Genomic DNA, 15,256 nt, shown 5'->3' with positions numbered 1-15,256 from the left:
TACAGGGCTTCCCCGGTTAATTTCCGCTCCCTGAGAATAATCACATCCTCAATCACTCGTGCAGTCTGTCCGAGTACCGGGCTTCGCCATATTTTGCAGCCTTACCCTCTGCACGAGCCGTATCAGGTTCGCTTTCGCTATGTACCATTCTCTTCCTGTCGCTTCCTTCAAACCCTACCGTTACCAGTAGCGCCCTTGCGATTCGGATTGATTTCCCCTCGGACGGGGCATCTCTGCTTTCTTTCAAACAGACGGGGGCACGGCTTTGCCGGGCAAACAAAAATGGCGGACATGCCAAAGCATATCCGCCATAAAAAATTTTTATACACGAAATTTATTCTGTAATTTCAACTTCAAGCCTGCAAAAAACCGGCCCAGGCGTTCTAAGGGCAAGTCCGTGAAGCTTGTTTGGACCATCAAAAACTAATGGTACTTTTTTAATAAAGCCTTCAAATTTTTCACTTCCTTCTTCTCCATTGACCGTAATTATACAATCTTTTCCTTTAAAAGCAGAATATGCAATATGCTTGCTGTCCTTGCTGAAAAAAGGGCGGCCTATATCATCATATTTCTTGCCCTCACCCTTTTCTGTTACCATCACGGTTTTTTTATCCTCACCTAAAGCGATATAAGCATATTTAGATCCATCAGGGCTGAATTCAATCTGTTTAACATCTAAATATTCAGAGCCTTCCTTGGCATTCATTACCATCTTCCATTTCTTGCCGTCAAACGCCTGATATGCAAGAATTCTGGAATCAGGACTGTATACTGGCAGCCCTACGGAAACATACGCCTCACCTTTATTGCCATTTTCCACAACTCTCGACTTTTTGTTTGTAATTCCAACATAAACCCTTTTTCTGGAGTCAGGGCTATAAAAACTTGGCCCTAGCATATCAAACTCCGGTCCTTCAACACCGTCAGTAACAACAACCCATTTGTCTCCCTTTTGTGCCGGATACATCATACTTCTTGAATCAGGACTGAAGGTCGGCACAGAAACGGTTCTGTAAGCAGGATTTTCCTTTATCCCATCAACAACAAGGAGCTTCTTGTTTTGTTGGGCCACATATACAAGCTTCGAAGAATCAGGTGAAAATTTTGCTGTTGCAATGTTTTCGTATGGCTTACCTTCGACGCCATCTTTGACAAGAATCCATCCCTTTTCGGTAAAAACAGAATACGCAAGATGCTTTGAGTCAGGACTAAAAACAGGTTCCTTTATTGCTATATATGGTTTGCTTTCCTTACCGTCCACTGAAATCACAAACTGATCCTTGGCCTTAACAATTATATATGCAAATCTCTTTGAATCAGGACTGAAAACATAATCAGGACGGATTTCTTCATACGCAGGTGTCTGCTGACCGTTAAAAACAAGGGCCTGCTTAGCGCCTGTAAGCCCTCTGAATCCATATTGCTTCCCGTCCGGTGAGAAAATAAAACCATCTGCCGCACTAAATTTGGAACCAACCGGCTTATTGTCGACAAATACCTGAACCCCGCCTTCAACATTTGCGATATAAGCCATTACTCCTGTTTCAGGTGCTATAACTGGAGTTCCGGCAGCTATGTTTGCATATTCAGGGCTTATCTTTTCATTCATCTGAACATACATTTTGTTGTCTTTTTTAACGGCAAAAGCAACATTTCTGAAGTTTGGGTAATCCTGGGTAATTCCGAAAACCTTTGTATTATCTTCAGGTTTTGCGAGAGTTACTACATTTTCCTTGAGTCCCGCAAAAGATGATGATGATAAAAGCAAAGATACAACGACTGTAGAAACAAAAAACGTTTTTTTCAAAGCCACTCCTTATATGCTTATGATTTTAAGGCATTAACTATATAGCCAACCATTTTTTACAGATTATACACACGAAAACTACAATTCAAGCAGATATTTATCAATAAAAAGAATAACAATGAAACCTCTCCTCCTGATTCCTGTCATTCCGGCTCAGGCGGAACCCGGAAAATACTTCAAAACTCTAAAATGCCGTATCAAGTCCGGCATGACGAACAGGTCATTTCCCGGATTATTGCTAAACCATCATTATTTAAAAGGATTCAATATATACAGCAATTTCTTAACCTTCTGTATATCATTATGGATAAGCTCCATCTGAACAGCAAGAGGCATGGTTATGCCTCCTGCGATACACATAAGGGTTGTGTCCTGCTCGTAATCAAGACCTGCATATGGACTTATAATTTTTGTGAAGTCAGTCGAGTTTAAATTGCTGCTGCTATTGTTAACAGCCTCCACTCCATTATCAGTGAGATATCCAACTGCAAAGTCAAGGGTGATGCCTTTTTTAGCCTTAAAAGTCAGGCCTGCGCCGTAATAGTCAACATCTCCTGACAGGAAATAAATTGCATCCCTTAAATCCGGATTAGTGGAAGTAGGTCTTCTTTCATACCCGCATCTAAGGGTAAGCCTCTCTGACACGTCAAATTCCATTCCAACTCCCCAGTGCCAGGTATCCCTCATATTCCTGTCAACCACGAGAGCATAGTCGCCTCCTGTATAGCCAAGGAGTTTTGCGACCCTTAAAAGCTGAATTCTCTGGTCAAAAACAAATTTGTTTTTTTTATCTATAGCCCAGTTAGACCAGTGAAGATCTGTAAGAAGCCTTAGTCTGTTTATAGGAGATACTTTTATCCCAAAATCTATTCTTTGCGGAAATTTCTGTTTTCCAGTTACAGTGCCAGACTGGTAAGGAACGCCAATATAAGGGATATCAAGCATACCCGCTGTCTGCAATGTATAGCTTGTACTTCCATTCCAGTCTACATGCCTCTGCCACTGCTCACTGTAATCAATCTTATATTTACCTGTCATATCAGATGTTATCTGACTCTGGTAGTTTAACCCGGCGCCAAAATAATTATTAGGTTCCCATAGAAAACCAAGGTTAAAATTGGGCGAAAAATCGTCTCTTACATCAAACTGAATGCTGACATTGTCCTCGTAAGGCCCGAGACCACCGCCAAGAAAAGGAGGAGGAAGGGTCTGCTGGGATACGACAGGAATATTCAAATCGCGCGTAGCATCCCCTATCATACGAGTGAGTGCAACCATTTCATTAGGAGTCCTGGCATCCATTGACAGCCCCATAGCCGTCTGGCCCAGTCCTGCCATAAATCCAAAAGAGAGTTCATCTGAAATTTTATAGCTGACCACAGGGCCCGCATAAATCAGATGCTGGAGATAAAGGTTCTTGACACCGTATCTCAAAGGGTCATTTTTATCATTATGATTAAGCCCGCCTCCATAAGGAGCATAATTGGTATAAGCAAATGTCCATTTAGATCCCGGGTCCCTGTTTGAAAGCCCTAAATTAGGGGCTAATGCAAAATCTATTGGGCCGACAAAAGGTATGTACATTTTTGCAGATTCGTTTGTGCCTTTCTTCCCATCAAGGGGATCTCGGCCGCCATGGGCCGAAGTTGGGTCATTGGGGTTATATTCCGCATCAGGCCCCCACATACCATTTAAAAGCCCTTTCCAGTCAGCATCAGCCTTGAAACGGCCGGTCTGGGTTATGAAAGGAACTCCGAGACCATTACTGAACATGGCTCCTTCTGCTACTTTTGAAAGACCTGCCGGATTATAATGGGCCGACATATGGCCTGGCGGAATAGCAGTGCAGTTATTTGCAAGGCCTATACCCTTTGCATCAACAAAGGGATTTTCCGCAAATGCTGCAAATGATCTTTCAGGGGAAAACAGGCATAAAAAAACCACGAAAAGAAAAGAAAAGCGAGAGAAGACAAAGATTTGATTCAAAATCCCCCCTGCCCCCTTTTGGATAGGGGGATTCTTGTAAATGGCATTCATCTGAAGTGTCACTCCTTTCCAGCTTTAGATAGCCGGAAAATTATCCCAGGTTGATTATGGTCACATCATTTAAACATAATCCCCCTGTAATGGGGGCAAGGGAATTATTTTACAGCTCAATCTCAAAAGGCAAACGCACCTTGAAAACAAGATCAGGGTCATTATTAAGAAGACCTACTCCGAATGTCAGCTGCATTGATCTTTTCTGGGTGAGACGCCAACTAGTTCCTATAAGCATTGTCGCAAAAGGCGAGGCTTCGGCGGTCTGAACAGATGTCACCACCTGATCGCCATCCCCTGTTTTCCAGTGATAATTGGTGTCTAATTTATATGAATACTGCATTGATAAGCTTAAGGACACCTTGTATGAAAGGGAATAACCAAGCCCCATGTTCAGTCCAAATGAATCACCAGGCTCAACTTTATAAATATGCCTGAATTGTTCTCCATCTGTACCACCTGGCTTAAAGTTCAATCCTGTTGAAGGAATTGTATGGGTATAACTGACACCGCCAAAAGCGACAAGAGGGTCCATGGCCTTGCTTATATTTAACCCGACATTTCCGGCATATGTTCCTGAACCAGTTGAAAGCTCGCGGTTAGGATCGATCTTGTATGGGCTTCTTCCTGTCGGGGTAACAAGGCTTGCGCTTATTATAGGAGATATTGAATCGTCCGAAGCTTTAAAAGGCTGAAGTTGCATGCTGAAGGCAACGTCTCCAAGATCGCTGACGTCCTTTTTAGCATCATCGGTTGTCGATGTTTTATCTGCGTTATCAAATTCATAAATAAAAGGAACGTCCATGGCTACGGTCAAATAAGGTCTTAACGGATATTCTATATTTGCCGAATGGGTCATTTCATGAGTGCTTGTATGTTCAATTACACCAGCAGCAGCAAGAGCATCGTATGTATTTACCTTATATGCGAAACTATACTCCAACCCAAGTCTTCCAGGCCTTCTCAAAGTATAATCACCGCCAGCTGCGTCAAGAATTTCTTCGCCTTCCTTGGATTTTTCCTCGTCACTCATCTTAAGAGAGTCCCGGATTTCACTTTCTTCCTTGACCTTTCTCATCTCGGCTTCCATTGCATCAAGCCGTTTCTGCATCTCATAAAGCTGGGCTTCGCTCTTTTTTTCCTGCATGCTTTTTACAGGAGCTGCTCCACCAGTCTGATCCTCTGCAAACAATTTAACGCATGGAAAAGCTGTAAAAAATACCAAAACAAAACAAATTAAAAAAATATTGATAAATTTTCTCATTTCAACCGCCGTTACATATATTTTATGTTAATACTGCTTTCAATCATTCACATCATTGTAGGTCGGATTAGAGCACTCTTTGCTCGTAATCCGACACCCTGCCGATTTGCCCATCGTCAGATTACAGGATTTATGAAAAACATAAATCCCTAATCCAACCTACTATCTTTTATATCTCTGCAAACCGCCATTGGAATCTCCTGATCTCTGCCTGTCAAAATCCTTGGTTGGATCATATTTATCCATCATAAATGTTCGTGTCGTATCACGGTCTATAAATCTCAGATCTGTCTCATGTAGTTTAAGCAGATTAGTTTTTTTAGAACCTTTGGCAGATACGATAAAAACAATATTGTCATCCCACATATCTTCTATAAACTGCTTTAAAGGAAAGCTTGAGTTACCTGTCCATGGATCTGCAATAAAAACATGATCTTTGTAAATACCTTTTATTACGACAAAATGCTTATAACCATAGAGTTTTATTGGTACTATGCAGGGCCAGTATTCCTTGTTCATAAGGTCTTTGACCTCGGCCTTGTACCCTTCCCCACTATATCCAAGAGCCTCTAAAAAGGCTTTCATATCATATAAGGAAAATGCCTGGGCCTGAGCTATCTGTTCCTTGTCACCATACTTCATCAGTCCCTTGATAACCTGATGTTCATTAAGATTCTCACCGAGCTGGTATCTCATTATCGTAGCAAGAGCAGCCGAACCACAGCTGAAGTCGTACTGCTGTTTCGCTATGTTTCTGAATTTGAACTCTGAAAGGGGTCTGATTTCGTGAACCATATGAATCTCGTCCCTGAATCCGGTGCGCATATCAAAATTTTTTTCCGGAATTCCCCGCTCAGGATAAAATGATGAAGCCAGACATATTAGAATAAGTATACCTGCGAGTGCATGCATGGGTTTGAATTTTCCAAATTAGAGATCAGATGTATCGCGGAGAAGTCTTCCAACAAAAGAATATTCAACCGCCTTAATATGAATGCGAAGCCGGGGTATATGCAGAAAGCAGCCCAGCAGTTAATAGCATTCCATGGGAAAACAGAGTTTTTTGTGTATAACAGAACTTTTTGTCTTTAACAACCATTATCATCGCCAAGGCAGGCCAGTCTTGACTGCTTACAAATATTATACATTACCCATATTCATGTCGGGTTATGAGCTTTATGTCGGATTACGGACAAAGTGCGTCCTAATCCGACCTACGCAAATGCCTTATTTCAAGAACATTGACATTCCAGCAAAAAGATCTAAACATCATAATTCAACCATCATCACATTTCTTTATCAAGTAATAATATTAAATTGCGATTTTAGAGCTCTCCCCTGTTACATACCAACAAAACAAAAAAGGCGCGCACTTTATAAGTACACGCCTTGAGATCAATTCTTATGTCATTCAACTATTGCTTGTTCCACCACTCGCCGCCACCAATCCCATTATTGGGGATATTTATTTCATTATATCCGGCAACAATTTGAATTCCAGGATGTTCGCCTTCAGGTGTAATTACAATAAAAAACCCTTTATTTTCGGCTTGAACTTCCGTTGCCCCGGAATCAAAATTAAAGGTTTTCTCGCCAAGGTTCTGACGAACCAGAGCCTTATCAGCATTAGGATCTGATGCATCAGTTAAGGCTGAATTATATATGCCTGTAAAACTGTTTAGATTTGCAGTTATGCTGCCGTTCAGCCTGTTCGTTCCAATAACAAGTCGCTTTAATGAGGGCTTTTCAACACCTAAATCCTGAAAATCCGCCTTGAAAACAAACCCGTCCATCTGCATAGGGGAAACGGCAGTGCCGATCTGTACCCCTGGGCCAGTACCGGAGGGCTTTGACCAGTCCTGATCCCAGCCCGGAACCCCGCCTCTTTCATAATAACCTATTTTCATTGAATCAATTTCAGTCCATGTCTCAAGATGAATATCAGTGAACATTCTGATCGAGTTATTTGTATTGTCCATTGAAAAAGAGGCAAGGCCAGCCTGAGCTGTTTCTGATTTCATTTCATTTTTTGTAAGAGCTTTAAGTTCGGCGTTGCAGATTGAAGAGCCAAGCATAAACACTGCGATATTCAATCCTACAACCAGCTTTTTGAAAAAACTCATTTCAGATATTTTTTTCACCGTGTGCTCTCCATCTTGTGGGTCGGATTAGAGCGATCCCTTGCTCGTAATCAGACGTTTACTATTGCCTCTACCAAAAAGCAATTTTCCGCAGGTCGGATTACGGACAAAAAGCGTCCTAATCCCACCTACAGATATTATGGTATATTGCCCAAGCCTCTACCCGGCATTTCAATCTTCATACTATGAACCTTAATTCCGTCTATGGCCATTTGGCCGAAACTCTGGGAACCGAATTTAATATCCGAAGCCCTGATTGACCCGCTCGCATTCATCTGCATCTGTATTATAGGAGTTGTGGTTCCGTCGCCATTATCACGGATGCCAATATCCATCGACGCTGGATACGGATTTTCAGCAAGGGCATCACCAACCGTGAATTCACCAGACGCCGTCCAGGTTGAAGGATCACTCTCAGGGGCTTCGGCAAAAGAACCTGCAGCCTGTAATTTTCTAACAGAAAACGACTCGCCTGTTTCGCCATAATTAAATTTAATTTCTTCTATTTTTGTCCTGAAGCCGAGCTGAAAATCAATACCGGCCCCTCCATAGGAACCAATATATGCATGCCAGGAAGGAAGTGAAAATCCTCTTATTTCAGCAGACCCTATACTTTTGCCGCACCAGTTTATATTTCCGACAAGTACGTCTATGTTCTGCATCCAGTCAGGGCAGGACAAAAAAACCAGTGGAATGTCATCAGTGGTAACATCAGGATTATTTATTACTGTGCCTATATCAACGGTAAGCTTACCTGCCACACCATCATTATCAAGATCCGTGGCTCCGGTTTCAAAAACCCCCAGACCTTTTATATTCTCGAACCCCACATAATTATTTTCAGGATTTTCAGGGTTAGCTATACGTACGGAGTCCCTTCCGTGATAAATCACGACGCTGTCCATACCAATATCAAGCCCGGCCTGACCGGTTTCAGCCTTGAGCTGTTTTTTATCCATCTTTTCAAGGCAGAAAACCACAGACGGAGTAAAAAAAACAGAAAAAGCAAATGGAATAAATCCCAATAAAACAAAGCCTTTCGTCATTTTTTTAACTTCATGTGAGGTTTTCATATATTCCCCTGTATTGAGGCATGATATGATAAGCCCCCTTTCTTGCGACAGGGGGCTTATCATTTTTCAGCTTATAGCTGTCAACTCTTTATTAGTGTGGAGCGATTTCAAGACGTCCGCCAAGGATAGCCATCTGGGAAGTACCAGATTTCTCAATGCGAATTATTTCATTACTTATGTTCGCTACGGTTCCACCAGAGTTAGCGGTAACAGCAGGCGCACCACTTGTTATGCTGATAATCTTGGTGTCATTTGAATGGAAAGTTGTAATCTCAATTGTTGGAAGACCAATTACAACACCAGCTACATCAAGAGCAGTTGAATTAAGGTTATACTGAAGACCAGCAGTAAGTGACTGGCAGGTACCAACGTCGATTGAAAGAGGAGATATACCTGTCAAATAATAGCCAGCAGGTGCTGTAACAATGGTGTCGCCGTGTGCATTAGTGCCAGTAGGCAGAACCTTATCACCTGCATTTGGAATATCGCCGTTACTTGGATCAGTAACTGCTCCTGCAGCGGCAATACCAACAGCTGCTATTCCGTATTCAGTCGCAGTAGCGGCACCAATTCCAAACTTTGCTGCCATCAGCGCAGCGCCATACTTTGAGTTATCAAGTATACCATCAAGCACTATCATCTTTTCAGCAGCTGCGGTATATGCGATTTTTAAACCAGCGCTTGTTACTTGTCCAGCTGTACCATAAGCCGATGAAGTACCGTCAACATCCCAATATGTTGTTGTAGGCATTGATTTCTGAACGATAACTACGTTATCAAGCGCTATGCTAACGCCAGCCTGACCAGTTGCTTTCTTGAGTGCGCCCTTGCTCATTGATTCAAGAGCAAAAGAAGTCATAGGAATAGTAATGATGGCTGCCGCTGCGATACCTGCTAAAAACTTTTTCATGATTCCTCCAAATAAGATTTATATGTATGTGTGTTAAATCTTACCTGAGGTAACCCGACCATCCGCGCTCCCCAGAGCGGATTCGTTGGCTTTCCGGCCCGCAGTCACCTGCGGTGTGGCTTTTCTTGGTAGTGTGTAAAACCTGTTTTAGTTTTTTTGTTGCTTTATTTTTGTCGTTTTGCGTCGGATTACGAGCAAAGAACGCTCTAATCCGACTTACCCGACATATCTTTCTGAATTTCGATTTTGCCGCTGAACTTCGTTTACTTAACCCGCTAAAAAAATCCCACCTTCGTAACACTTCCCATTTTGTTTTCCGAGAGCCCCCTTTTTTCTTTCTTGCTCCAGGTTGCGATCCCTTGCAGCAGAATGTTTTTAATGTTCAGATCAAAGTTGCGATTTTGGCTTGCTTTTGTAAACCGTGTTCACTATACTCGCTTAAAAAAATTTACACAGACCGCGAAAGGCAAACCACTTGACTTACAAAACTTCTTACCATTTAGCTTCCAACAACTCCCAAATCTTTAACTTCGTTTCCACTAAACTCATTTCTTTTTCATCTCGAACAAAACACTTTGTGATAAACAGTGTTATTGTTGATTAGAGATTTACATTTTCTTTTAATCCGAGTCAAGCACTTTTTTTAAAAAAAATAAAAAAAATGACCTAAAGTCAGATATTTTTCACAACATACTGATATAATATACTTTTACTTAGACAACCCAAATTAAATAAATCCCGTTTAATCTAACTCGGCGTCAGCTTTTCCCAAAACTCCGGGATTTTGTCCCGTAGACATAGGGCTATCTCCTACCTCTTTCAGGAGTGCAATGCAGCGAAACCCAGATGTAAACAAAACAGAACTGGGCATAACTTATTGAAGTTTTATTATTTTTAGGTTTATATTGCGATTGCTTTATCCATATTTCGACACCCAATATTGATGGACTCGTAAAAAGTCAAAAAATGGCTTTAGCGTGATGCCGGACTTGATCCGGTATCCAGTAATTTCAGCCATTTCTGGATTCCGGCCTGCGCCGGAATGACGGAAATCGGACTTTTTGCGACCTTATCAATATTATTGAATTATCGATTCTCTGTTGGGTGTGTGCCGTCCTTGCGCGCAACACTTGCTTGACGCAAACGGTGCGTGGAAAAACGCCACGCCCCCTACTTTTCATTATTCCACAAGATTGCCCCTCTCCCGGAAACCGCCGAAGAAAGAGCTATTCTGAAAACCTCAATTTGAAACCTTCAGCAGTATATATAGATGTGAGTGGGTTACTTTATGATTAACCCGGCATAGCGGCTTTTTCTGGGAAATAAAAATCTTACGGGCAAAGAACTCTTCTCAATCCGTCTTCGAGTCTTTGCAAATCCTCTTTTGACAGATCACCAAGCTGTTCTGTAAGCTTGGATTTATCAACTGTGCGGATCTGGTCACAAACCGCAACAACTGACCGACCTCTTCATGAAACCTCTACGGCAATTGGAGGTCTTGGTTTTGCGGCGGTTGAAAGCGGGACGACAACAACGGTTCTACGAGCCTCATTGATTTGCGAGGCGCTTATTATTACTCATGGCCTCGTTTCTCTGATTTCTGATCACTGGCTTGGATCAAGATTCACCCAATGTATGCTACCACGATTAAGGTTCAATATTATCCCCCACCACAGCTTCCAAATCTTCCATTTCTTTGTTCAATTTTTCATCATTTTCCAAATCAACGGCGCAGCGGTAAAGTTCATGCTCTCTCTTATTTATTTCAGCCTCAAGAATATCAACAATAATACGACTCCTCTGTGCGCTTGAAACAATCAAAGCAGATGTATAGTTTCCGATTTAATCTTTTTGATAAAAAACACCATCTATGATAATCCCTGCACATGGAAAATAAGAACAATAGAGTCCAGAATCCGCATGACAAATTCTTCAAGGAAACCTGGACAAATCCAGAAGTGGCAAGAAACTTCATGGGACACTATCTGCCTTCTGAAATTGTTTCAGCGATGAACCTTGACTCTCTTGAAATCTGCAAGGATTCTTTTGTGACAGAGGAGCTCGGAGAGTTTTTCTCTGATATACTGTATAAAATCGGCATTGGCGACGAATCAGGTTATGTTTATTTTCTTTTCGAGCATAAAAGCTATCCTGATGCTGGAATTCATTTTCAGTTATTACAGTATATTGTCGAAATCTGGAGACAACACAGAAAGGAAAACAAATCCGGCAAACTGCCTCCAATAATACCGCTTGTGCTTTATCACAGTGAAAAGAGATGGGAAGTTGACACCAAATTTTCATCCGCAGTTATACTGCCGAATGAAAACTTTCTTCAATTTGTCCCTGACTTCAGCTTTATTCTATATGATCTTTCCAGATATACCGATGAAGATATTAAGGGCGAGATTCTTTTAAAAGTTGCTCTTCTTGTCATGAAGCATATATTTGATGAAGAACTTGCACCAAAGCTTCCCGGGATATTCGGGCTGTTCGTGGAGCTTATTTCAAAAGACACGGGCTTGAAATATATAGAAACATTGCTTAAATATATTTTAAGTGGGACAGAATCCGTAAACGAAAAGGATTTGGCCTCTGCGCTCAACCAGGTGGCCGGACCAAAGGGAGAAGCAATAATTATGACAGCAGCTGAAAGACTTATGCAGATAGGCAGGGAAGAGGGCATACAACAAGGAATGCAGCAGGGCATTCTAAAAGGTTCTGTTGAAAGTCTTGCTGAAGGGCTTGAGCTTGCCATATCCATAAAATTCGGCGAGGCGCCTGAAACAAAAACTGCCATGGATATCATCAGGTCAATCGATGATCCGTCAAGGCTTAGGGATCTCAAGCACCTTGTCAAAGACTCAAAAAACATTAAAGAACTGCTGGCCAGCCTGATTTCATAATAACCTTATCTTTGGTGGCCTCACAAAAAGACAAAATAGAGCGACGGCGCCATGCCGGACTTGATCCGGCATCCAGTATTTTCAGTTGCTTCTGGATTCCGGCCTTCGCCGGAATGACGGAAACCGTACTTTTTGCGACCTTGTCAATTTTGCAGCAATATTATACGCATATAAACATGAAAAAAGTTTTTTCAGGAAGAAGCAATGAAAGCTATTTGCAGAGGATACTCATACGTTTGTTTCAGCAATAATAATTTAAGCGCGAATCATTTTGACACACAATCTTTAAAAGAAGCTGGCTCATCCGAAAATACAGACTTGTGGTTTACATCATCAGGACTTGGATCTGAAATATCAATCCCGGATAATCTGTTTGAAAAAATGGCATGGGCCATACTTACACGGCCCTATTTAGATCTTCTCATTCAGCCGCTCTATATCCTTATCGAAACAGGCGTGCCTGAAATTACCGAGAACTTATCGGCTGAATTCATTGAAAAAACGATTGAAACCGGTTTTATAGCTGTTTTCACAAACCATCATAAAAATATTTTTAAAGAGCCCCGTCGGATTACGAGCAAAGAGCGCTCTAATCCGACCTACGCCAACTCCCATAATCTTTCGTCATTCCATGATTCACCGGAAGATTTTATTAGAAAGGCGCTGAAAAGCGGCCTTAGCACAGCGACTCTTACAAGACCTGTTTTTGAGGCTAAGCACAAAATCAAACTTCCTGAAAAAAAATCGATGAGCTTTGCTGAAATAAAGAGCCTTATAAAGGATAAAGCAAGAACCAGTCTTTCTCCTGAAATAAGAATGCACCTCAAAAATCTCATACATCTTATAAAGCCAGAAAATCCTTATAATATATATCCTGCGGCAGAGCCTGACATTGCGGTCAAAAAATCCTGGGAATCAGGGATGGATGATATAAGTATTGCGGTCAGACCGGCTGACACAGGTGAAAGAATTCCGGTTCTGATGGTTATGCACTGGCTTGAGGTCAGCGGAGCGGAAAGATTTGCGATCGAGCTGGTAAGACATCTCCCAAAATATAAATTCGCCGTATACCTTATAACAGATGTGGCCTCTGATAATCCCTGGGAGTATCTTGTAAAAGACCATGTAGAGGAAATTTTCCATCTTCCTGATTTTCTTGAAAGAAATCTTTTTAAATCATTTTACGTTCATTTTCTTAAATCAAGAAAAATCAAACTCGTGCACATCAATCATGCGCCTGAATTCTACCGAAGCCTTGCTCATATAAGACGATTCAACACTAAAGTTAAAATCATGGACAGTCTATATATAATAGAACTGCCGCCAATTCCAGGCGGATACCCTGATTATTCGGCCAGATTTGCAGAGCCTTTCCTCGATATGCACCATGTTGCCTGCATACAGATCAAGGACTTCCTCGGACAAAGATGGCATGTCCCTGAAAACAAGATGACGCTTATATACCTTAATGTTGATGTTAATGAATTTGATCCGGCAATAATTCCGGCTGGCGTTATTAGAGATAAATACAACATCCCTGATTCAGCCTGCGTAGTTGCTTTCCTCGGAAGATTCGTAGAACAGAAAAGACCGTTGGTGTTTGTTGAAGCAGTCGCACAGATGCTTAAAAAACTGCCCACAGACAAACAGAGCGAAAATGACATATGCTTTATAATGGCTGGCAGCGGTTATCTTGATGAAAAAGTAATAGAAAGAATTAAAAAACTTGGGCTTGAAGACAAAATCAAGCTTACCGGGAATATTTCGGAACTGAAGTCATTTTACAGGGACATAGATCTTCTTGTCATGCCTTCAGCCAATGAAGGTGTCGCGCTTGTAACATTCGAGTCGATGGCAATGGAAACGCCTCTTGTATTTGCTGATGTGGGAGCGCAGTCGGAACTTCTTCCCGCTGAACTTCTTGTCCCTGATTGCAAGGATGAAAAGAAGCTTGCGGACAGATTCGCCCAGAAATGCCTTCCTCTTATTTTAAGCCCTGACAAAAGGGCCGAAACAGGAAAGGGATTGAGAAGACATATACTCGGTTATCATACTGATCAGATGACATATTCGGATTTTGAAAGACTTTATGATCAACTTTGCGGGAAATAAAGATTCCAAAACGAATAATCAGCACACATAATCATGCTCATCGACAAAACAGGCTCAATATGATATATAATAAATAATGTTTTTATTTAATTTTATTATAAAAACATTGTGGCTAAGGTAATTAACCGGAGACCAAAATGAATAAGGAATGCGTTTTAAAAGGATTCGCATTTATAGCAGGAGCAATATTTTTTGCAGGAGTTGCTCCAAGCGGAGTTCACGCAGAACATTACGTTTCAAAACACAGTGGCGGAAACACATACTACAGCAGTAACCACCACGGCAGCAAGGATCCATGGCTTGATGTCGACATTGTTCAGCCCCAGCCAACAGTGGTTGAGTATCACAGAACTGTTGTCGAACACCATTATGATGATGACGACAGATACGAGCACAGACACCACAAAAAACATCATCATTACAGCCATCACAAGGGATGCTGCCTTCCCAGAGGATGGGACACGAGATTAAGGAGAGGATGTGTAATGCCCTCTGATATCTATGTGTACAGAGAACCTGTACCCCAGCATGTGCTGGTAACAATGCCTCCCCAGCCACCCGGTGTTGTTCATATAATGGTGGGAGGTAAAGTAGTAAGACTGATGGAAGCAACAAGAACGATTATGGATGTATTTGATATTTAGATGTATTTAGCCGCCTGGCAATACCCAGGCGGCTTTATTATTTCGCAGAGTTCTTAACCATTTTCAAATCAAAGATGAAATCAAGGCGGCAAGGACGAAGCGACGCAAACGTACGTGGTTTGTACGCTCCCGGAGCTGACGACGATACCAACCCGATCTGATATGGTTGTCACCAGTCAAGAGAATAATAATCTCCCATCCACTTTTTTAGTGGCATCAATGGACATTATGTCCAGAGCATAGGCAGAGGCGAAACAGGTTAAGCGACGATTGATCAACCTGATATACGCGGGTTGGATACCGCATGACAAGACTTCATCGCGGAGCTGCCTCATTCTACGAACGGGAGTTCGGCAAGCCTT

At 41.8% G+C, this 15,256-nt stretch carries 12 protein-coding genes, 1 pseudogene and 1 riboswitch; of the genes and pseudogenes, 3 read left to right on the top strand and 10 right to left on the bottom strand.

Annotated elements, in window-relative coordinates:
- Positions 1-52: 52 nt before the first annotated feature.
- From K245_RS0118515 to K245_RS0118470, 10 genes and pseudogenes are all read right to left on the bottom strand, one after another.
- Positions 53-247, bottom strand: coding sequence for a hypothetical protein (locus tag K245_RS0118515; RefSeq protein ID WP_156906844.1), 195 nt, complete (start codon positions 245-247; stop codon positions 53-55).
- An 87-nt stretch (positions 248-334) separates the two neighbouring features.
- On the bottom strand, positions 335-1,807 hold the full coding sequence (locus K245_RS0118510; protein ID WP_027360402.1) for a TolB family protein: 1,473 nt from the start codon (positions 1,805-1,807) through the stop codon (positions 335-337).
- Positions 1,808-2,056: 249 nt separating this feature from the next.
- A complete protein-coding gene (locus K245_RS0118505) occupies positions 2,057-3,793 on the bottom strand; it encodes an OmpP1/FadL family transporter (RefSeq protein WP_198013931.1) in 1,737 nt (578 codons plus the stop codon).
- A 160-nt stretch (positions 3,794-3,953) separates the two neighbouring features.
- On the bottom strand, positions 3,954-5,108 hold the full coding sequence (locus K245_RS0118500) for a hypothetical protein (protein ID WP_027360400.1): 1,155 nt from the start codon (positions 5,106-5,108) through the stop codon (positions 3,954-3,956).
- A 162-nt stretch (positions 5,109-5,270) separates the two neighbouring features.
- Positions 5,271-6,020 (bottom strand): C39 family peptidase, encoded by a 750-nt coding sequence (locus K245_RS25365; RefSeq protein ID WP_051284389.1) that lies wholly within the window; start codon positions 6,018-6,020, stop codon positions 5,271-5,273.
- Between the two features lie 503 nt (positions 6,021-6,523).
- On the bottom strand, positions 6,524-7,249 hold the full coding sequence (locus tag K245_RS0118485; RefSeq protein WP_027360398.1) for a hypothetical protein: 726 nt from the start codon (positions 7,247-7,249) through the stop codon (positions 6,524-6,526).
- A 137-nt stretch (positions 7,250-7,386) separates the two neighbouring features.
- Positions 7,387-8,322, bottom strand: a complete 936-nt coding sequence (locus K245_RS0118480; RefSeq protein ID WP_027360397.1) for a hypothetical protein — start codon at positions 8,320-8,322, stop codon at positions 7,387-7,389.
- 91 nt (positions 8,323-8,413) lie between these two features.
- Positions 8,414-9,232, bottom strand: coding sequence for a DUF6160 family protein (locus K245_RS0118475; protein ID WP_027360396.1), 819 nt, complete (start codon positions 9,230-9,232; stop codon positions 8,414-8,416).
- Between the two features lie 45 nt (positions 9,233-9,277).
- Positions 9,278-9,362: riboswitch (cyclic di-GMP riboswitch) on the bottom strand.
- Positions 9,363-10,563: 1,201 nt separating this feature from the next.
- Positions 10,564-10,674: pseudogene (locus K245_RS28610) on the bottom strand (type II toxin-antitoxin system PemK/MazF family toxin); the annotation flags it as partial.
- A 205-nt stretch (positions 10,675-10,879) separates the two neighbouring features.
- The gene (locus K245_RS0118470) at positions 10,880-11,053 is read right to left on the bottom strand and encodes a hypothetical protein (protein ID WP_156906843.1); all 174 of its coding nucleotides are present in this window, start codon (positions 11,051-11,053) and stop codon (positions 10,880-10,882) included.
- Between the two features lie 65 nt (positions 11,054-11,118).
- Between K245_RS0118470 and K245_RS0118465 the strand changes: the two genes are divergently transcribed.
- The 3 genes from K245_RS0118465 to K245_RS26970 all read left to right on the top strand — a co-directional run bounded on the left by K245_RS0118465 (position 11,119) and on the right by K245_RS26970 (position 14,894).
- Positions 11,119-12,138, top strand: coding sequence for an Rpn family recombination-promoting nuclease/putative transposase (locus tag K245_RS0118465; RefSeq protein WP_035277597.1), 1,020 nt, complete (start codon positions 11,119-11,121; stop codon positions 12,136-12,138).
- 204 nt (positions 12,139-12,342) lie between these two features.
- Entirely contained in the window at positions 12,343-14,250 is a 1,908-nt protein-coding gene (locus tag K245_RS0118460) for a glycosyltransferase (protein WP_027360393.1), read from the top strand.
- Positions 14,251-14,387: 137 nt separating this feature from the next.
- Positions 14,388-14,894 carry a hypothetical protein gene (locus tag K245_RS26970; protein WP_051284387.1) on the top strand — a complete coding sequence of 169 codons (507 nt, stop codon included), beginning with the start codon at positions 14,388-14,390 and terminating at the stop codon, positions 14,892-14,894.
- The last annotated feature ends 362 nt before the right edge of the window (positions 14,895-15,256 follow it).

This window comes from Desulforegula conservatrix Mb1Pa (assembly GCF_000426225.1).
Classification (GTDB): domain Bacteria; phylum Desulfobacterota; class Desulfobacteria; order Desulfobacterales; family Desulforegulaceae; genus Desulforegula; species Desulforegula conservatrix.
The sequence above is the reverse complement of the archived record's forward strand: the minus strand, read 5'-3'. Positions and strand labels throughout refer to the sequence as shown.

Bases quoted from the DNA above. Each gene is read 5' to 3' on its own strand.
- K245_RS0118480 (WP_027360397.1), bottom strand. From the start codon at position 8,322: ATGAAAACCTCACATGAAGTTAAAAAAATGACGAAAGGCTTTGTTTTA.
- K245_RS0118460 (WP_027360393.1), top strand. From the start codon at position 12,343: ATGAAAGCTATTTGCAGAGGATACTCATACGTTTGTTTCAGCAATAAT.
- K245_RS0118475 (WP_027360396.1), bottom strand. From the start codon at position 9,232: ATGAAAAAGTTTTTAGCAGGTATCGCAGCGGCAGCCATCATTACTATT.
- K245_RS25365 (WP_051284389.1), bottom strand. From the start codon at position 6,020: ATGCATGCACTCGCAGGTATACTTATTCTAATATGTCTGGCTTCATCA.
- K245_RS0118465 (WP_035277597.1), top strand. From the start codon at position 11,119: ATGGAAAATAAGAACAATAGAGTCCAGAATCCGCATGACAAATTCTTC.
- K245_RS26970 (WP_051284387.1), top strand. From the start codon at position 14,388: ATGAATAAGGAATGCGTTTTAAAAGGATTCGCATTTATAGCAGGAGCA.
- K245_RS0118500 (WP_027360400.1), bottom strand. From the start codon at position 5,108: ATGAGAAAATTTATCAATATTTTTTTAATTTGTTTTGTTTTGGTATTT.